The 17,317-nt window shown below is 66.4% G+C and carries 21 protein-coding genes and 1 pseudogene; 20 read left to right on the top strand and 2 right to left on the bottom strand.

Going from position 1 to position 17,317, the window contains the following annotated elements:
* The 14 genes from rplR (at position 1) to rplQ (ending at position 9,305) form a co-directional block, all read left to right on the top strand.
* Positions 1 to 360, top strand: coding sequence for a 50S ribosomal protein L18 (gene rplR / locus V5D55_RS01250; protein ID WP_029260926.1), 360 nt, complete (start codon positions 1 to 3; stop codon positions 358 to 360).
* A 20-nt stretch (positions 361 to 380) separates the two neighbouring features.
* Positions 381 to 1,073, top strand: coding sequence for a 30S ribosomal protein S5 (gene rpsE / locus V5D55_RS01245; protein ID WP_435746866.1), 693 nt, complete (start codon positions 381 to 383; stop codon positions 1,071 to 1,073).
* Entirely contained in the window at positions 1,073 to 1,258 is a 186-nt protein-coding gene (gene rpmD / locus V5D55_RS01240; RefSeq protein WP_046013417.1) for a 50S ribosomal protein L30, read from the top strand. The genes rpsE and rpmD overlap by 1 nt, the downstream gene beginning before the upstream one ends.
* On the top strand, positions 1,258 to 1,911 hold the full coding sequence (gene rplO, locus V5D55_RS01235; protein WP_435746864.1) for a 50S ribosomal protein L15: 654 nt from the start codon (positions 1,258 to 1,260) through the stop codon (positions 1,909 to 1,911). Before rpmD ends, rplO begins: the two co-directional genes overlap by 1 nt.
* 152 nt (positions 1,912 to 2,063) lie before the next feature.
* Entirely contained in the window at positions 2,064 to 3,386 is a 1,323-nt protein-coding gene (gene secY / locus V5D55_RS01230; RefSeq protein WP_435746862.1) for a preprotein translocase subunit SecY, read from the top strand.
* On the top strand, positions 3,383 to 3,979 hold the full coding sequence (locus tag V5D55_RS01225) for an adenylate kinase (RefSeq protein ID WP_435746860.1): 597 nt from the start codon (positions 3,383 to 3,385) through the stop codon (positions 3,977 to 3,979). The genes secY and V5D55_RS01225 overlap by 4 nt, the downstream gene beginning before the upstream one ends.
* Before the next feature lie 7 nt (positions 3,980 to 3,986).
* Positions 3,987 to 4,841 carry a type I methionyl aminopeptidase gene (map, locus tag V5D55_RS01220; RefSeq protein WP_435746858.1) on the top strand — a complete coding sequence of 285 codons (855 nt, stop codon included), beginning with the start codon at positions 3,987 to 3,989 and terminating at the stop codon, positions 4,839 to 4,841.
* The gene (locus V5D55_RS01215) at positions 4,841 to 5,518 is read left to right on the top strand and encodes a DsbA family protein (RefSeq protein WP_435746856.1); all 678 of its coding nucleotides are present in this window, start codon (positions 4,841 to 4,843) and stop codon (positions 5,516 to 5,518) included. Before map ends, V5D55_RS01215 begins: the two co-directional genes overlap by 1 nt.
* 680 nt (positions 5,519 to 6,198) lie before the next feature.
* A complete protein-coding gene (gene infA / locus V5D55_RS01210; RefSeq protein WP_017201569.1) occupies positions 6,199 to 6,420 on the top strand; it encodes a translation initiation factor IF-1 in 222 nt (73 codons plus the stop codon).
* A gap of 64 nt (positions 6,421 to 6,484) precedes the next feature.
* A complete protein-coding gene (rpmJ, locus tag V5D55_RS01205; protein WP_005050492.1) occupies positions 6,485 to 6,601 on the top strand; it encodes a 50S ribosomal protein L36 in 117 nt (38 codons plus the stop codon).
* A 161-nt stretch (positions 6,602 to 6,762) separates the two neighbouring features.
* Positions 6,763 to 7,137: a 30S ribosomal protein S13 gene (gene rpsM / locus V5D55_RS01200; protein ID WP_036276001.1), complete on the top strand. Its 375-nt coding sequence runs from the start codon at positions 6,763 to 6,765 to the stop codon at positions 7,135 to 7,137.
* A gap of 31 nt (positions 7,138 to 7,168) precedes the next feature.
* Positions 7,169 to 7,567 carry a 30S ribosomal protein S11 gene (gene rpsK / locus V5D55_RS01195; RefSeq protein ID WP_046013422.1) on the top strand — a complete coding sequence of 133 codons (399 nt, stop codon included), beginning with the start codon at positions 7,169 to 7,171 and terminating at the stop codon, positions 7,565 to 7,567.
* Between the two features lie 151 nt (positions 7,568 to 7,718).
* The gene (locus V5D55_RS01190; protein ID WP_120773743.1) at positions 7,719 to 8,708 is read left to right on the top strand and encodes a DNA-directed RNA polymerase subunit alpha; all 990 of its coding nucleotides are present in this window, start codon (positions 7,719 to 7,721) and stop codon (positions 8,706 to 8,708) included.
* 30 nt (positions 8,709 to 8,738) lie between these two features.
* On the top strand, positions 8,739 to 9,305 hold the full coding sequence (gene rplQ, locus V5D55_RS01185; protein ID WP_435746850.1) for a 50S ribosomal protein L17: 567 nt from the start codon (positions 8,739 to 8,741) through the stop codon (positions 9,303 to 9,305).
* A gap of 80 nt (positions 9,306 to 9,385) precedes the next feature.
* Here the strand turns inward: rplQ and V5D55_RS01180 are convergent, their stop codons facing one another.
* Together V5D55_RS01180 and V5D55_RS01175 are read right to left on the bottom strand one after the other, a co-directional pair.
* On the bottom strand, positions 9,386 to 10,960 hold the full coding sequence (locus tag V5D55_RS01180; protein ID WP_435746848.1) for an AMP-binding protein: 1,575 nt from the start codon (positions 10,958 to 10,960) through the stop codon (positions 9,386 to 9,388).
* Positions 10,961 to 11,076: 116 nt separating this feature from the next.
* On the bottom strand, positions 11,077 to 12,297 hold the full coding sequence (locus V5D55_RS01175) for a PAS domain-containing protein (RefSeq protein ID WP_435746846.1): 1,221 nt from the start codon (positions 12,295 to 12,297) through the stop codon (positions 11,077 to 11,079).
* 163 nt (positions 12,298 to 12,460) lie between these two features.
* On the opposite strand from V5D55_RS01175, the gene V5D55_RS01170 reads away from it, so the two are divergent.
* The 6 genes and pseudogenes from V5D55_RS01170 (at position 12,461) to V5D55_RS01145 (ending at position 17,306) form a co-directional block, all read left to right on the top strand.
* Complete coding sequence (locus tag V5D55_RS01170) at positions 12,461 to 13,480, top strand: Bug family tripartite tricarboxylate transporter substrate binding protein (protein WP_435746844.1); 1,020 nt, start codon at positions 12,461 to 12,463, stop codon at positions 13,478 to 13,480.
* A gap of 1 nt (position 13,481) precedes the next feature.
* Complete coding sequence (locus V5D55_RS01165) at positions 13,482 to 14,033, top strand: tripartite tricarboxylate transporter TctB family protein (protein WP_435746842.1); 552 nt, start codon at positions 13,482 to 13,484, stop codon at positions 14,031 to 14,033.
* Positions 14,026 to 15,572: pseudogene (locus V5D55_RS01160) on the top strand (tripartite tricarboxylate transporter permease). The gene V5D55_RS01165 and the pseudogene V5D55_RS01160 overlap by 8 nt, the downstream one beginning before the upstream one ends.
* Positions 15,573 to 15,610: 38 nt before the next feature.
* Entirely contained in the window at positions 15,611 to 16,408 is a 798-nt protein-coding gene (locus tag V5D55_RS01155) for a sulfite exporter TauE/SafE family protein (RefSeq protein ID WP_435746840.1), read from the top strand.
* Between the two features lie 41 nt (positions 16,409 to 16,449).
* The gene (locus V5D55_RS01150; protein ID WP_435746838.1) at positions 16,450 to 16,908 is read left to right on the top strand and encodes an FAS1-like dehydratase domain-containing protein; all 459 of its coding nucleotides are present in this window, start codon (positions 16,450 to 16,452) and stop codon (positions 16,906 to 16,908) included.
* The gene (locus V5D55_RS01145; protein WP_435746836.1) at positions 16,908 to 17,306 is read left to right on the top strand and encodes a MaoC/PaaZ C-terminal domain-containing protein; all 399 of its coding nucleotides are present in this window, start codon (positions 16,908 to 16,910) and stop codon (positions 17,304 to 17,306) included. Before V5D55_RS01150 ends, V5D55_RS01145 begins: the two co-directional genes overlap by 1 nt.
* Positions 17,307 to 17,317: the final 11 nt, after the last annotated feature.

Here is a 17,317-nt window from a genome sequence, read left to right as displayed (position 1 = left end):
ATGGCTCTCAAGTCAAAGTCTGACGCCCGCGCGCGTCGTCACGCCCGCCTTCGCAAGAAGGTCGTCGGCACCGAGGTGCGTCCGCGCCTCGTCGTCAACCGTTCGGCCCGCCACGTCTTCGTGCAGCTGGTCGACGACAGCAAGGGTCACACCGTGGCGTCGGCTTCGACGCTCGAGACCGACCTGCGCTCGCTCGAGGGTGACAAGACCGCCAAGGCTCGCAAGGTCGGCGAGCTCCTCGCCGAGCGCGCGAAGGCCGCAGGCGTTTCCGAGGCAGTGTTCGACCGTGGCGGCAACCGCTACGCCGGTCGTGTCGCCGCCATCGCCGACGGCGCCCGCGAAGGGGGTCTGGCACTGTGAGTGACAACAAGGAGAATGAAGTGACCGAAACGGCTGCTGCCGCTCCCGAGACGGCCCCGGTCGTCTCTGAGACGGCCGCCGGCACGACCCAGGCCGAGCCTGCTCGCGAGGGCCGCCGTGGTGGCGGTCGCGATCGCAACCAGGGTGGCGGTCGTGACCGCAACTCGCGCGACCGTGGCGACAACCAGTTCCTGGAGCGCGTCGTCACCATCAACCGCGTCTCGAAGGTCGTGAAGGGTGGTCGTCGCTTCAGCTTCACCGCTCTCGTGGTCGTCGGCGACGGCAACGGTCTGGTGGGCGTCGGCTACGGCAAGGCTCGCGAGGTCCCTCTGGCGATCTCGAAGGGTGTCGAAGAGGCCAAGCGCAACTTCTTCCGCGTTCCGCGCGTCGGCAGCACCATCCCGCACCCCGTGCAGGGTGAGGCAGCCGCCGGTGTCGTGCTGCTGCGTCCGGCTGCCGCCGGTACCGGTGTCATCGCCGGTGGTCCCGTCCGCGCCGTACTCGAGTGCGCCGGTATCCACGACGTGCTGTCGAAGTCGCTCGGTTCGTCGAACACGATCAACATCGTGCACGCGACCGTCGCTGCCCTGAAGCAGCTCGAGGAGCCCCGTGCGGTCGCCGCACGTCGTGGCCTCGAGTTCGACCAGGTTGCTCCGGCGCGTCTCGTCCGTGCGGAGGCCGACGCCATCGCCGCACAGAAGGTAGGTGCCTGATGGCTTCGCGCCTCAAGGTCACGCAGGTCAAGTCCAAGGTGAGCGAGAAGCAGAACCAGCGTGACACGCTGCGCAGCCTCGGTCTGAAGCGCATCGGTGACAGCACCGTGCGCCCCGACGACGCGCAGACGCGCGGTTACGTCAAGACCGTCGCCCACCTCGTCAAGGTTGAGGAGATCGACTAATGGCTGAGAAGAACGACGCCGTCGAGGCCGAGAAGAAGGCCCCGAAGAAGGCTGCCGCTCCCAAGGCTGCTGCTGAGAAGAAGACGGCAGAGAAGAAGCCCGCCGCGAAGAAGGCGCCGGCCAAGACCGCCGCTGCCGACGCCAAGGCTGACGCTCCTGCCAAGAAGCCCGCCGCCAAGAAGGCTGCGCCGAAGAAGGATGCTCCGGCATCCCGCCCCGGCGTGCTGAAGGTGCACCACCTGCGTCCGGTCCCCGGATCCAACACCGCCAAGACTCGCGTCGGCCGCGGTGAGGGTTCCAAGGGTAAGACCGCTGGTCGTGGTACCAAGGGCACCAAGGCACGCAACACCGTTCGCGTCGGGTTCGAGGGTGGGCAGATGCCTCTGCACATGCGCACCCCGAAGCTGCGCGGTTTCAAGAACCCGTTCCGTGTCGAGTACCAGGTCGTGAACCTGGAGAAGCTCGCCGAGCTGTACCCGAAGGGCGGAGACGTCACCGTCACCGACCTGGTCGCCAAGGGTGCCGTTCGCAAGAACGAGAAGGTCAAGGTTCTCGGAAACGGCGACATCGCCGTCAAGCTCACCGTCGCGGTCGACAAGGTCTCGGGTTCTGCCGAGCAGAAGATCGTGGCTGCGGGCGGTTCCGTCAAGTAACCACCGCACAAGAGGGGCCGGAGATTCTCCGGCCCCTCTTGTGGTTACACCACGCGGGCCATGGGGGCCCACGCAGTCCGAGCTCCTCGGATGGGTTACCCTGGTCTTTCAGCCGTCCTTCGGGAATCGGCAACTTTTCAGGAGGAACGTTCTTGTTCAGCGCCATCGCGCGGATCTTCCGCACGCCCGACCTGCGTCGGAAGATCGGTTTCACTCTCGCCATCGTCGCGATCTACCGACTCGGGTCCAACGTCCCCGCACCGTTCGTGAACTTCCCGAACGTCGAAGAATGTCTGGCGCAGAACAACGGCGCCGACGGACTTCTCGGGCTCGTCAACCTCTTCTCCGGTGGCGCGCTCCTCCAACTCTCGATCTTCGCGCTCGGGGTGATGCCGTACATCACCGCGACGATCATCACGCAGCTGCTGCGTGTGGTCATCCCGCACTTCGAGGCACTGCACAAGGAGGGCCAGGCCGGTCAGGCACGGCTCACCCAGTACACGCGGTACCTCACCATCGCGCTCGCACTGCTGCAGTCGACGACTCTCGTCACTGTCGCGCGCAGCGGTCAGCTGTTCGGCTCGACCGATCTCGCGGCCTGCCAGCAGCTCCTGACCAACGACGTGTGGTGGGCGCAGCTGCTCATCATCATGGCGATGACCGCCGGCACCGGACTCATCATGTGGTTCGCCGAGCTCGTCACCGAGCGCGGCATCGGCAACGGCATGTCGCTCCTCATCTTCACGTCGATCGCCGCGACCTTCCCCGGCGCCATGGGCCTCATCTGGCAGACCAAGGGCTTCGAGGTCTTCCTCCTGGTACTCGCGGTCGGCATCATCGTGATGGGGCTCGTCGTCTTCGTCGAGCAATCGCAGCGCCGCATCCCTGTGCAGTACGCCAAGCGCATGGTCGGCCGCCGCACCTATGGCGGCACGAACACCTACATCCCGATCAAGGTGAACATGGCGGGTGTGATCCCCGTGATCTTCGCCTCGTCGCTGCTGTACATCCCGGCTCTCATCGCGCAGTTCAACACGCCTCAGGACGGCTCCGTGCCGGCGCCGTGGGTCACCTGGATCAGCGCGAACTTCACCACGGGCAACCACCCCGTCTACATGGCGGCGTACTTCCTGCTGATCATCGGGTTCACCTACTTCTACGTCGCGATCACGTTCAACCCGGTCGAGGTCGCCGACAACATGAAGAAGTACGGTGGCTTCATCCCCGGCATCCGTGCCGGGCGTCCGACGGCCGAGTACCTCGACTACGTCCTCACCCGCATCACGCTGCCCGGCTCGCTGTACCTCGGCCTGATCGCGCTCATCCCGCTGATCGCCCTGGCAACCGTCGGCGCCAACCAGAACTTCCCGTTCGGTGGCGCATCGATCCTGATCATCGTGGGCGTCGGCCTCGAGACGGTCAAGCAGATCGATGCACAGCTGCAGCAGCGTCACTACGAAGGGCTCCTCCGGTGACCTCATCCGCACGTCTTCTGATCGTCGGCCCGCAGGGCTCTGGCAAGGGCACGCAGGGCGTGCGCATCGCCGAGTCGTACGGAATCCCGGTCGTGTCGACCGGAGACATCTTCCGCGCGAACATCAAGGAGGGGACGCCGCTCGGCCAGCAGGTCACGGCGATCCTCGACGCGGGCGACCTGGTGCCGGATGAGCTGACGAGCGAGATCGTGCGCGATCGTCTTGCCCAGGCGGATGCTGCGAACGGCTTCCTGCTGGACGGATATCCCCGCAACGTCGCCCAGGTGGCGCATCTCGAGGAGTTCCTGAGCGGTCGCGGCGAGTCGCTCGACGCGGTCATCCTGCTCGACGTGCCGCGGGAGGAGAGCATCGCTCGCCTCGGACTCCGCGCCGCGGAGCAGGGCCGCTCGGACGACACCGACGCCGCCATCGCGCACCGTCTCGACATCTACGAGCACGAGACCGCCCCGATCATCGAGGTCTACGGCGCCAAGGGCATCGTCGACCGTATCGACGGCGTCGGCTCGCTGGATCAGATCACCGAGCGCATCTCGGCGGCGCTGGCCGCTCGCGGTCTGCGCCTCGCGGCCTGAGGAGCGCGTGGTGTTCCGCCGGTCGATCTACAAGACCCCGGCTCAGCTGAAAGCGATGGTGGAGCCCGGGCTCATCACCGCGGCGGCGCTCGACGCCGTGCGACCGTTGATCCGTCCCGGCGTCACGACGCTGCAGCTCGATGAGGCCGCGAACCGCGCCATCGTCGAGCGCGGGGCGGAGTCGAACTTCCAGTTGGTCCGCGGCTACCACCACACCATCTGCGTGTCGGTGAACGAGCAGGTCGTGCACGGCATCCCGGGGGAGCGCGTCCTGCGGCCGGGCGACATCGTCTCGGTCGACTGCGGCGCGCAGTTCCAGGGATGGAACGGTGACAGCGCGATCAGCGTCGTCGTGCCCGACCCCGAGCGCCCGGAGCTCGTCGCACAGCGCGAGGAGCTGTCCCGCGTGACCGAGGGGTCGATGTGGGCGGGTATCGCCGCCATGGCGTCCGCGTCGTACATCGACGAGATCGGCGCGGCGATCCAGGGTTACATCGAGGCGCAGGGGCCATCCGCGGTCTCGGGGGAGCCGTACGGCATCCTCCGCGAGTACGTGGGCCATGGCATCGGGCGCAAGATGCACGAGGCGCCCAGCGTCTTCAACTACCGCACGCCGGACCGCGGCGAGGAGATCAAGCCCGGCCTCGTCCTGGCGATCGAGCCGATGGTCACCGCAGGCGGTGAGGCCACCTACGTCGAGGACGACGACTGGACCGTCACCACCGTCGACGGCACTGATGGCTCACATTGGGAACATAGCGTGGCCCTGCATGATGGGGGTATCTGGGTGCTGACCGCGCCCGATGGCGGAAAAGCCGGACTCGCCCCGTTCGGGGTCGAGCCTCGAGAGATCGGAAAGTAATGGCAGCGGCGAAGAGCAACACGAACTGGTTCGCGATCGGGGTCTCGGCGGCTGTCGTCGTCATCCTCGTCGTCCTCGGCGGTCTCGTGGTGTTCCTCAACAACCAGGCCACCGCCCCAGGAGTCGCTCCGAAGAGCGACATCGTGAATGAGAAGACCGGAGCCATCACTTTCGGTGGCGGCGACGAGACCATCGACACCTATGTCGACTTCATGTGCCCGGTCTGTGGACAGTTCGAAGACGCGTACGGCGAGCAGCTGCAGGCAGCAGCAGCGGACGAGAAGATCACTCTGAACATCCATCCGATCTCGATTCTCGATCACCTGTCGCAGAACACTGAGTACTCGACACGCGCGGCGAACTCGATGTACTGCGTGGCGACTGAGGCGCCGGACTCTACGCTCGACTACTTCAACTCACTCTTCGCCAACCAGCCGCAGGAGAGCAGCGCCGGGCTGACGGACGAGGAGCTCACCAGCCTTGCAACTCAGGCCGGAGCAGATGCTGCCGCCTCTTGCATTTCGGATGGTACCTATTCGTCGTTCGTTACGGCCCGGACCAAGGAGACGCCGCCGGATCCCGAGACAGGGCGAATGGGTACTCCGACGGTGACGATCAACGGTGACCGGATCAACAACGCGGACATTCCCGCAGAGTTCAGCAAGATTCTCGGATAGCGAGAGCGTGCGGCGGTGTAGCTGTCCTCAACGCCGTCATCGCTCGGACACTTTGTCGAAACCTTGGAGAAAAGTGTCTAGCGAGAGATGCGCTCATCCAAATACCTTCGTCTGAAGTAACTGACAGACCGGAGGATGGATGATGGACAGTTCTACGTCAAGACGTGTGGGTGGGGCTACGCGTAAGGCTCGAGGGAACAAGGTTGCTCGGCGACTGTCGGGTGCGGGGGCGACTGCGGCCCTGGTGCTGGGCTTGTTGGTTCCGCTTGGAGTCGCCACCCCTGCCCAAGCAGCAGGTTCCGCGACTTGCTCGTCATTCGGGTGGAGTGGTGCCAACATCATTGGGTCTTGCTCGAACAAGACTTTTCAGGTGATGTGGCAGTGTTTCCCATCCAAGAAGTGGAACTTCAAGACGCTCGGCGGGCCGTTTGGGCTGAGCTTCAACTTCAAGGCGTGCGCAGTGACCTGGGTTACTGACGCGCAAGCGGTGATCTAGCGGTTCCCTGCCCGCTTCACACTCAGGCGAGGGCTTCGGCGACGATTGGTTGCCGGAGCCCTCGCTGGCGTATATAATTGATCTTTGGTGCCTTGTGCCTTGATTCGGCGTGTCCGATCGGTTCGGCATCACACACCACCCACCCACCGCAGATCGACCGGTCTGCAGAAGCGTCAGCGAGGCTATGGCTAAGAAAGACGGTGTCATCGAGATCGAGGGCGTGATCTCCGAGGCTCTGCCCAACGCGATGTTCCGCGTTGAGCTCAGCAACGGACACAAGGTCCTTGCAACGATCTCCGGCAAGATGCGGCAGAACTACATCCGCATCATCCCCGAAGACCGCGTGGTCGTGGAGCTCAGCCCCTACGACCTCACCCGCGGCCGTATCGTCTACCGCTACCGCTGATCGGTCGAGAAGTAACGGCCTGCCCCGGTTCGGGGCGGTACGAAGACAGCGATAAGGAAACATCATGAAGGTCAACCCGAGCGTCAAGCCGATCTGCGATCACTGCAAGGTGATCCGCCGCCACGGCCGCGTCATGGTGATCTGCAAGAGCAACCCGCGTCACAAGCAGCGCCAGGGCTGACCTGCGCTGCGCGGCACCGCTCGCGCACATCTCACAACTCAATACGAAACGGCAGGATCAGATCCTTCGTCGGGGCTCAGGAACCGACGGAGAGGACACCTCGGGGCGGAGGCCCGGGCACCGATCCTGTTCCATACCTCCACTACATCCAGGAGAACCGCATGGCACGTCTTGCCGGCGTTGACATCCCGCGCGACAAGCGCGTGGTGATCGCCCTTACCTACATCTACGGCGTCGGCCGTACCCGCTCGGTCGAGATCCTCAAGGCGACCGAGATCGACGAGAGCATCCGCGTGAAGGACCTCAGCGACGACCAGCTGATCGTCCTCCGCGACTACATCGAAGGCAACTACAAGGTGGAGGGTGACCTCCGCCGCGAGGTCGCCGCAGACATCCGCCGCAAGGTCGAGATCGGCTCCTACGAGGGCATCCGCCACCGTCGTGGTCTCCCGGTCCGTGGTCAGCGCACCAAGACCAACGCCCGTACCCGCAAGGGCCCGAAGCGCACCGTCGCCGGCAAGAAGAAGGCCCGCTAAACGCGGCCCCAGGGACTAGGAGAACATTTTCATGGCTGCACCCAAGGCCGCCGCGCGCAAGCCGCGCCGCAAGGAAAAGAAGAACATCGCGCTGGGCCAGGCCCACATCAAGTCGACGTTCAACAACACGATCGTCTCGATCACCGACCCGTCCGGCGCTGTCATCAGCTGGGCATCGTCGGGTGGCGTGGGCTTCAAGGGCTCGCGCAAGTCGACCCCGTACGCCGCAGGTCTTGCTGCCGAGTCTGCTGCGCGTCAGGCGCAGGAGCACGGTGTCAAGAAGGTCGACGTCTTCGTGAAGGGTCCGGGCTCCGGCCGCGAGACCGCGATCCGCTCCCTCCAGGCCGCAGGCCTCGAGGTCGGTTCGATCTCGGACGTCACCCCGCAGGCGCACAACGGTTGCCGCCCGCCGAAGCGCCGCCGCGTCTGACCCGGCTTAGTCGAGCCGCTCGGCCCTTCGGGGGCCGAGCGGCTCGACGCCCGCCCTTCGACATGCTCAGGGACGGGCATCGACTTACACAATTGAAGACCTCACCACACCACATGTCATATAGCGGGCATGTGATCGAAAGGAACACAGAGTGCTCATTGCACAGCGTCCCACACTGACCGAGGAAAAGATCGTCGAGAACCGTAGCCGGTTCATCATCGAGCCTCTGGAGCCCGGCTTCGGTTACACGATCGGCAACGCGCTGCGTCGCAGCCTGCTGTCGTCGATTCCCGGCGCCGCTGTCACCAGCGTTCGTCTCGACGGCGTGCTGCACGAGTTCAGCACCATCCCCGGCGTGAAGGAGGATGTCACCGAGATCATCCTCAACATCAAGCAGCTCGTGGTCTCCTCGGAGCGCGACGAGCCCATCACCGCGTACCTGCGCAAGACCGGTTCGGGCGAAGTGACCGCCGCTGACATCTCGGCTCCGGCCGGTGTCGAGGTCCAGAACCCCGAGCTCGTCATCGCGACGCTGAACGAGACCGCCAAGTTCGAGCTCGAGCTCACCATCGAGCGCGGCCGTGGATATGTCTCCGCGACGCAGAACCGCAACGAGTACGCCGAGGCCGGTCAGATCCCGATCGACTCGATCTACTCGCCGGTCCTGAAGGTCAGCTACCGCGTCGAGGCGACTCGTGCCGGAGAGCGCACCGACTTCGACAAGCTCGTCCTCGATGTCGAGACCAAGTCGTCGATCAGCCCCCGCGACGCCGTCGCTTCGGCTGCCAAGACGCTCACCGAGCTGTTCGGTCTCGCTCGCGAGCTGAACGTCGAGGCTGAGGGCATCGAGATCGGCCCGGCGCCGGTGGAGGCAGTGAACTCCAGCGAGCTGTCGATGCCGATCGAAGACCTCGACCTCTCGGTCCGGTCGTACAACTGCCTGAAGCGTGAAGGCATCAACACCGTTTCTGAGCTCGTCGCCCTGTCGGAGACGCAGCTCATGAACATCCGCAATTTCGGCCAGAAGTCGGTCGACGAGGTGCGCGACAAGCTCATCTCGCTCGGTCTGTCGCTCAAGGATTCGGTGCCCGGTTTCGACGGCGCCCACTTCTACGGCGGCAGCGAAGACGAGTCCTTCTGAAACCCGACCTTTCTGACCAGGAGTTAGATCATGCCTAAGCCCACCAAGGGTCCCCGCCTCGGAGGCGGCCCCGCCCACGAGCGCCTGCTGCTTGCCAACCTCGCGGCTGCTCTGTTCACCCACAAGTCGATCAAGACGACCGAGACCAAGGCCAAGCGCCTGCGTCCGCTCGCCGAGCGACTGATCACCTTCGCCAAGCGCGGCGACCTGCACGCACGCCGTCGCGTGCTGTCGGTCATCGGCGACAAGAGCGTCGTGCACACTCTCTTCACCGAGATCGCACCGCTCGTCGCTGACCGTGAGGGTGGCTACACCCGCATCACGAAGGTCGGCAACCGTAAGGGCGACAACGCTCCGATGGCCGTCATCGAGCTCGTTCTCGAGCCGGTCAACCCGAAGCCGAAGTCCGCCAAGAAGACGGCTGCTGCCGCTTCGAAGGCCGAGAAGCCGGCTGAGGTCGTCGAGGAGGCTCCCGCTGAGGAGGCTCCCGCCGAGGACGCCGCTGTCGAGGAGGCACCCGCGGCTGACGCCGGTGCCGAGTCGCAGGCCGAGGGTGAAGCAGCCGAGGCTGCCGCCGAGGACGCTGTCGAGAAGTAAGCACCTCTTTCACGACGAAGCCCGCCGCCCCTTCCGGGGTGGCGGGCTTCGTCGTTGCTGGGGGCCAGGGCAGGGGGAGGTCAGCGAGCTCGGAGGTCCTTGCGGAGGATCTTCCCGGATGCCGACTTCGGAATCGCGTCGATGAACTCCACCTGTCGCACCTTCTCGTGCGGTGCGACGTGGGCGGCCACGTGGGCCATCACGGCATCCGCGTCGAGATCGGCATCCGCCTGCCGCACGATGAACGCCTTCGGTACCTCCTGGCCGTCGTCGTCGAGCACGCCGATCACGGCGGCATCCGCGATGGACGGATGCTCCAGCAGCACGGCCTCGAGCACCGCAGGGGCTACCTGGTATCCCTTGTACTTGATCAGCTCCTTGAGGCGGTCGACGATCCGGAAGATGCCGTCGTGTGTGACGGTGGCGACGTCTCCGGTGTGCAGCCACCCGTCGGCATCCAGCATCTCGGCGGTGGCATCCGGACGGTTGAGATACCCCTTCATGACCTGCGGGCCGCGGATGAGCAGCTCACCCGGTTCGCTCGCCCCCTCTGTCGGCACGACCACGTCGGCGCCGGTCTCCGAATCGACCAGGCGAGCCTCGGTGCTGCGCAGCAGCAGCCCGACGGAGGAGCGGTCGATGTCGTCGCGGTCGGCGGGAATGGCGTGTGTCACCGGACTGGTCTCGGTCATGCCGTATCCCTGGCACACCGTGCAGTCCAGGCGCGCGGCAACGGCTGAGGCGAGGGCGCCGTCGAGCGGCGCCGCCCCCGAGAAGATCACCTTGACGGACGAGAGGTCGAACTCGTCGACCAGCGGATGCTTCGCCAGTGCGACCGCGATCGGCGGGGCGATGAACACCCAGGTCGTGCGGTGCTCCGCGACCACCCGCAGGAAGTCGGTGAGGTCGAATCGCGGCATCGTCACGAGCGCGGCGCGCTGCCGCAGCGCGAAGTTGAGCAGCACGGTCATCCCGTAGATGTGGAAGAAAGGGAGTACCGCGAGGACGCGGTCGTCGTCGGCCAGCGAGATCGTGGACCGGCACTGGCTCACGTTCGCGACGAGGTTGCGGTGCGTGAGCATCACGCCCTTCGGGCGTCCGGTCGTCCCGGAGGAGTAGGGGAGCACCGCCAGGTGCTCGGCGGGATCGAACGTCACCGCCGGCGCGGTGCGCCCCTCGCCGAGGAGTGCGGGAAGCGACGGGTGCCCCTCCGCGCCGTCGAGCACGATGAGATGGTCGGCGGAGATCCCGACCTTCGCAGCCGCCGCCTCCGCACCGGGGAGTAGCGGGGAGACCGTGATCAGCCAGTCGGCCTCGGCGTCGGTGAGCTGATTGGCGATCTCGTCCGGAGTGTAGAGCGAGTTGATCGTGGTCGCGGTGGCCCCGGCGCGCAGGATGCCGTGGAAGACGGTCGCGAACGCCGGGATGTTCGGGCACAGCACGCCGACACGGGTGCCGACGCCCACACCTCGGGCGGCGAGAGCCCCGGCGAACAAGTCGATCTGGGCGATCAGCTGTCGGTAGCTCGTCTCGGCACCGCTGGTGCCATCGATCAGGGCGGTCGCGTCGAGGCGCGCCTCGTCGAGGTCACCGAAGAGGTAGTCGTACACGGAGACGGCAGGGATCTCCGCGTCGGGATAGGTGCTGCGAACCATGAGATCTCCTTCGATCCGGGTGAGGCGACGGCGGCGCGCGCTGAAATTCAGTTTCGCATATCACGGCACTGCGTACCAGGCATCGCGGATGCGAGCGCGGAGCGAGGGTGAAGCGATCAGACCGCGTCGTTCGCGCGATAGCGCGTGCCCGGACGACCCTTCGTGGAGTAGTCGAGAGTGCGGATCGCCCGCCCCGAGCTCGCAAGGTGCTCGAGATACCGCCGGGCGCTCACCCGCGAGATCTGCACATCGGCCCCGATCTCTGTCGCCGACGCGTCGGGTCGTGCGGTGAGCGCAGCGGCGACGCGATCGAGAGTCTCGGCGCTGAGGCCCTTCGGCAGCCCGAACCGCTGGCGGAACGCGATGATCGCATCCGCCGCCTCCACCCGCCGCACCACGTCGTGCAGCTCGGTGTGGTCGCGCAACAGAAGAGTGGCCTCGACGTCGACGCCCTCGACCAGGCTCCCGGTGCTCCGCGCGACGAGCACGTGCGAGCCGACGATCACCGGCCGCCCGGCATCCTCTCCCTCGCGGAGCACCGTGTGGAGGTCTTCGCCCAGCACGGATGCCGCATCCGCGCCGTCGAGCTCCGCGGCATCCCTGTCGAGGAAGCGGGCAGCGGCATCGTTCACGAGCGTGATCCGGCCGGCCGCGTTCACCGTGATCACGCCCTCGCTCAGACCGTGCAGCGTGGTCTCCTGATTCTTCACGAGGGCCGCGATCTGATCCGGTTCGAGCAGGTAGATGCGTCGACGGATCACCGAGGTCACCCACGCCGAGCCGAAGACGCCGAGGACTGCGGCGGCGAGCATCGCCGAGATCAGCCAGGCGAGGTTCCGCATGAACTCGTCGTTCAGCTCCGACTCGAGAATGCCGACGGATGCCGTGCCGATGACCGTCCCGTCATCGGCGAAGATCGGCACCTTCACCCGCCAGGATGTTCCGAGCGTGCCGGTCTGGGTGCCGACGTACACCTCACCCGCGAGCGGGATGGACGGATCGGTCGAGACCTTCTCGCCGATCCGGTACGGGTTCGGGTGGGAATAGCGGATGCCGTCGGCATTGGCCACCACCACGTAGGCGAGATCCGACGCTTCGCGGATGACCTCGGCGATCGGCTGGATGGTCGCCGCCGGGTCCACGTCGTCGAAGGCCTCGCGCACAGTGGGGAGCGAGGCGATCGACTGGGCGACGGCCTGCATGCGGTCCTTGTACGACTCGCGCAGCGCCTGTTCTTGCAGAGCCCCTGCGACGATGCCGGTCGCGAGGGTCACCAGAAACACGATCAGCGCCTGCAGGGCGAGGAGCTGCACTCGGAGCGTCATCTTCGAGGCCACCTGCTCATTCTCGTCGCTCCCGCGACCGACGGCGAGGAGTCCCCTGCGGCGTTCGCGAACAATAGTTTCAGAACTCCGACCAATGGTTTCCGAAGCCCCCGCACCCACCCTCGTCCCTCCAGAGTGGACCGACAGCAACACCAACGCTCAAGGAGGAGCGCACATGAAGCACACACGTCTGGTGGCGGCGACAGCCGTCTTCGCGGCCGCAGCACTCGCACTCACAGCATGCGCCGGCGGAAGCACGGGCTCGGGCAGCGGAGGCGGCGGAGGCGACGACGCCGCGGCCATCGAGGATGTCAAGATCATCGTCCCGGCCGACCCCGGTGGCGGCTGGGATCAGACCGGCCGCGCGATGTCGCAGGTGCTGGCCGACGACGAGATCGTCGGATCTGCCCCGGTCTCGAACGTCGGCGGCGCGGGCGGCACCGTCGGCCTCGCGCAGCTCGCGAACGAGAAGGACCCGGCCACCCTCATGGTCATGGGTCTCGTGATGGTCGGTGCGATCGAGACGAACGCGTCGACCGTGCGGCTCGAGGACACCACCCCGATCGCCCGGCTCACCGATGAGTCGCTCGTGATCGTGGTGCCGGAGGACTCGAAGTACGACACCCTCGAGGATCTCGTCGAGGACATCGTCGAGAAAGGACAGGAGGTGACGGTGACCGGCGGTTCTGCGGGTGGTGCCGATCACATCCTCGCCGGCCTGCTCCTCGAAGCCGCCGGACTCGATGCGGAGGAGATCCCCGAGAAGCTCAACTACACACCGAACTCCGGCGGTGGCGAGGCCGTCTCGCTGCTCGTCGGAAACAAGGTCGCCGCAGGCATCTCCGGCGTCGGCGAGTTCCTCCAGTACATCGAGGACGGGTCGATGCGGGCGCTGGCGGTTTCGGGCGCCGAGCCGGTCGCGTCGCTTCCCGACGTGCCGACCATCACCGAGGAAGGCTATGACGTCGAGCTCACCAACTGGCGCGGCGTGATCGCTCCCGGTGGCATCTCCGATGCGGAGCGCGCCGAACTGGAGCGCATCGTCACCGAGATGCACGACTCCGGCGCGTGGAAGGACGAGCTCGAGACCAAGGGCTGGGCGGATGCCTTCCTGACCGGCGACGAGTTCGACAGCTTCCTGACGGAGAACATCACCGATGTGACCGGCACGCTCAAGAACATCGGATTGATCTGACATGAATGCCCCGATCCTCGGGGTGAGCGGGCGGGCTGAGGCGACTCGGCCCGCCCCGCGGGTTCCCCTCGGCGAACTCGTCTTCGCTCTCCTCATGCTCGCCCTCGGCGTCTTCGCGCTCGTGGGAGTGTTCACGATCCACGTCCCGGTCGGAGTGCAAGCCGGACCGACGATCTTCCCGATCTTCGTCTCGATCATCCTGCTGGCCTCGGCCGCGGCCGTTCTGGTCGACGTGCTGCGCGGAAAGCGCGCGGAAGTCGAGGAGGGCGAGGACATCGACCCGGACGCCAAGACCGATTGGCTCACGATCGCGAAGATCGTCGGAGCCGTGGTCGCTCACCTGCTGCTGATCGACATCATCGGCTGGGCGCCGGCGGCCACCGTGCTCTTCGGTGTGGTCGCGTGGGCGCTCGGCGCCACGCGCTGGTGGCTGGCCTTCGTCATCGGGCTCGGTGTGAGTCTGGTGATCCAGGTGGTCTTCGGCGGCCTGATGGGGCTGTCGCTGCCCTGGGGCCGGCTCTCGGATGGCTCGGGGAGGTGTTCTGATGGATAGCTGGACTCTGCTTCTCGAAGGCTTCGCGACGGCGCTGCAGCCGCAGTACCTCGTGTTCGCCTTCTTCGGTGTGCTGGTGGGAACGGCGGTCGGCGTGCTCCCCGGCATCGGACCGGCGATGACCGTCGCGCTCCTGTTGCCGCTCACCTACACGCTCGACCCCACCGCGGCACTGATCACCTTCGCCGGCATCTACTACGGCGGCATGTACGGTGGCTCGACCACCAGCATCCTGCTGAATACGCCGGGTGAATCGGCATCCATAGTCACGGCCATCGAAGGCAACAAGATGGCGAAGCTGGGGCGCGGGGCTGCTGCCCTCGCTACCGCCGCGATCGGCTCGTTCGTCGCCGGCACCATCGCCACCGTCGGGCTCACCCTGCTCGCACCCGTGCTGGCGCAGTTCGCCGTCAACCTCGGCCCGGCCGACTACGTCGCGCTCATCGTGATCGCATTCATCACGGTCGGGGCGCTGATCGGCAACTCCGTCCCGCGCGGGATGATGTCGCTCGGCGTCGGTCTGTTCCTCGGACTGGTCGGCACCGACACCCTCACGGCGCAACAGCGCTACACGCTGGGACTGCTGCCGCTGTCGGATGGAATCGACATCGTGCTCGTCGCGGTCGGGCTCTTCGCCGTGGGCGAGACGCTGTACATCGCGGCGCGCCTGCGCCACGGTGGCGTCGATGTGATCCCGGTGACCCGTGGGTGGCGCAGCTGGATGACCAAGAGCGACTGGAAGCGCTCCTGGAAGCCCTGGCTGCGTGGCACGGCGATCGGCTTCCCGATCGGCACCATCCCCGCGGGTGGCGCCGACGTCGCGACGTTCCTCTCCTACGCCACCGAGCGCAAGCTCTCGCGGCACAAGAGCGAGTTCGGTCGCGGAGCGATCGAGGGGGTCGCCGGCCCGAGTCCGCGAACAACGCGGCGGCGGCCGGTGTGCTCGTTCCCCTGCTCACGCTCGGCCTGCCCACGACCGCGACGGCGGCGATCATCCTCGTCGCCTTCCAGGCGTACGGACTGCAGCCGGGACCGCAGCTGTTCCAGAACCAGCCGGCGCTCGTCTGGGCGCTGGTGGCGAGCCTGTACGTCGGCAACGTCATCCTCATCATCCTCAACCTGCCCCTCGTCGGCATGTGGGTGAAGCTGCTGCAGATCCCGCGGCCGTACCTGTACGCGGGCATCCTGCTGTTCGCCGCCTTCGGCGCCTATGCGCTGAACTTCGCGGTCGTCGACATCCTGATCCTGGCGGTCATCGGCGTCCTCGGATACTTCATGCGACGGTACGGCTATCCGGTGGCTCCGCTCGTCGTCGGCATGATCCTGGGGCCGATGGGGGAGGAGTACCTGCGCAAGGCGCTGCAGCTGAGCCAGGGCAACCTGTCGACACTGTTCGTACAGCCCTTTGCCGCGACGGCCTACGTCGTGCTGGCGCTTCTCGTCGTCGGCGGACTGTGGCTGCGTCGGCGTCAGCGCCGATACGAGCAGGCGCTGACCGAGTCGATCGCCGTGCCGATCAGGACGGATTCGGAGGTCTGACGTCGAGAGCGGGAGAGCCCCGCGAGTAGGCTGATCCGGTGAGTGATGCAGAGACCCTGACCCGAGGGCCTCGCGCCTACCTGGCATTCATCGGGATCGGCCTCCTCGCGGGGCTTCTCTCCGGCCTGTTCGGCGTCGGCGGGGGCACGGTCATCGTTCCGCTGCTCGTGCTGCTGCTGCACTTCAATCAGCGACTCGGGGCAGGCACCTCGCTTGCCGCGATCGTCCCGACCGCTGCGGTCGGCGTGGTGTCGTACGCGATCCACGGCTCGGTGGCGTGGATCCCGGCACTCATCCTCGCGGCAGGTTCCGTGGTCGGCGCGCAGATCGGCACGCGTCTGCTCCCGAAGATCTCGCAGACGACGCTCCGATGGTTCTTCGTCGGATTCCTCGCGATCGTGATCGTGACCCTGTTCCTGGTGATCCCGCCGCGCGAGGCGGCGTTCGACCTGCAGCTGCTCAACGGCCTCGCGCTCGTCGGTGTCGGCGTGGTGACCGGAATCCTGGCGGGACTCATCGGTGTCGGCGGCGGCGTGATCGTGGTGCCCGTGCTCATGCTCGCCTTCGGTACGAGCGACCTGGTCGCCAAGGGGACATCGCTGCTGATGATGATCCCGACGGCCATCTCCGGCACCATCGGGAACCTCCGCAACCGAAACGTCGATCTCGTGGCCGCCGGTTTCGTCGGCGTCTCCGCCTGTACGACGACGGCGCTGGGGGCGTGGCTCGCCACGCTTCTCGACCCCTTCACCGGGAACATCCTGTTCGCGGTATACCTCGCTTTCATCGCCGTGCAGATGGCGATGAAAGCGATCCGGGGCCGCAAGAAGCCCTGAGCCCTGACGGCCTCGTGGCGCGGGCGAAGTAGGATCGAGGGGTGGCAGTGAACCAAGATCTGATCGGCCGGGAGTTCCCGCCGACGGCCCCGTACCTCGTCGGCCGGGAGAAGGTGCGCGAGTTCGCTCGCGCCGTCTTCGCCGACGCTCCGCAGCACACCGACGTCGAGGCCGCCCGCGCGGCGGGCTTCGCCGACGTGGTCGCTCCGCCGACGTTCGCGATGGTGATCCAGGACCACACGCTCCAGCAGCTGCTGGCCCTCGAGGACTCGGGCATCGTGCTGGCGCGCACGATCCACGCCGAGCAGCGCTTCACCTACAGCCGACCGATCGTCGCCGGCGACGAGCTCACCGGGCAGCTGCGCGTCACCGCCATCCGGATGATGGGCGGCAATGCGATGATCACCAGCGAGGCCGCGATCTCCGATGCCGCGGGCGCACACGTGGTGACGGCGACCAGCGTGCTGCTGGTCGGCGCTGACGAAGGAGAGGGCGCCTGATGGGCTACACCGTCGGAGACGTCGTCGCCGAGCGCGACGTGCACCTCACCCGCGAGTCACTCGTGCGCTACGCCGGCGCATCCGGCGACTTCAACCCCATCCACTACCGTGACGACATCGCGGCATCCGTCGGTCTTCCTGGAGTGCTCGCGCACGGCATGCTCACGATGGGCATCGCCTCGTCCGTCGTGATCGCGGCCCTCGACCCTTCCGCGAAGATCCTCGACTACGGCGTGCGCTTCACGAAGCCCGTCGTCGTCGACCCGGTCGATGGCGCAGACATCCGCGTCGTCGCCACGGTCGGCGCTGTCGACGACACGGCCGCGCGCATCGATCTCAAGGTCACGTTCGGCGAGACCACGGTGCTCGTCAAGGCGCAGCTTCGCGTCGCGCTCTGATGGGGGCTTCT

Source organism: Microbacterium sp. PMB16 (assembly GCF_051294855.1).
Lineage (GTDB): Bacteria > Actinomycetota > Actinomycetes > Actinomycetales > Microbacteriaceae > Microbacterium.
Note: the sequence above shows the minus strand (reverse complement) of the source record. Positions and strands in the feature narration are given on the sequence as shown.

Bases quoted from the DNA above. Each gene is read 5' to 3' on its own strand.
- rpmJ (WP_005050492.1), top strand. From the start codon at position 6,485: ATGAAGGTCAACCCGAGCGTCAAGCCGATCTGCGATCACTGCAAGGTG.
- V5D55_RS01180 (WP_435746848.1), bottom strand. From the start codon at position 10,960: ATGGTTCGCAGCACCTATCCCGACGCGGAGATCCCTGCCGTCTCCGTG.
- rpmD (WP_046013417.1), top strand. From the start codon at position 1,073: ATGGCTTCGCGCCTCAAGGTCACGCAGGTCAAGTCCAAGGTGAGCGAG.
- rplO (WP_435746864.1), top strand. From the start codon at position 1,258: ATGGCTGAGAAGAACGACGCCGTCGAGGCCGAGAAGAAGGCCCCGAAG.
- rplR (WP_029260926.1), top strand. From the start codon at position 1: ATGGCTCTCAAGTCAAAGTCTGACGCCCGCGCGCGTCGTCACGCCCGC.
- V5D55_RS01165 (WP_435746842.1), top strand. From the start codon at position 13,482: ATGAATGCCCCGATCCTCGGGGTGAGCGGGCGGGCTGAGGCGACTCGG.
- rpsM (WP_036276001.1), top strand. From the start codon at position 6,763: ATGGCACGTCTTGCCGGCGTTGACATCCCGCGCGACAAGCGCGTGGTG.
- infA (WP_017201569.1), top strand. From the start codon at position 6,199: ATGGCTAAGAAAGACGGTGTCATCGAGATCGAGGGCGTGATCTCCGAG.
- V5D55_RS01215 (WP_435746856.1), top strand. From the start codon at position 4,841: ATGGCAGCGGCGAAGAGCAACACGAACTGGTTCGCGATCGGGGTCTCG.
- rpsK (WP_046013422.1), top strand. From the start codon at position 7,169: ATGGCTGCACCCAAGGCCGCCGCGCGCAAGCCGCGCCGCAAGGAAAAG.
- V5D55_RS01145 (WP_435746836.1), top strand. From the start codon at position 16,908: ATGGGCTACACCGTCGGAGACGTCGTCGCCGAGCGCGACGTGCACCTC.
- V5D55_RS01170 (WP_435746844.1), top strand. From the start codon at position 12,461: ATGAAGCACACACGTCTGGTGGCGGCGACAGCCGTCTTCGCGGCCGCA.
- rplQ (WP_435746850.1), top strand. From the start codon at position 8,739: ATGCCTAAGCCCACCAAGGGTCCCCGCCTCGGAGGCGGCCCCGCCCAC.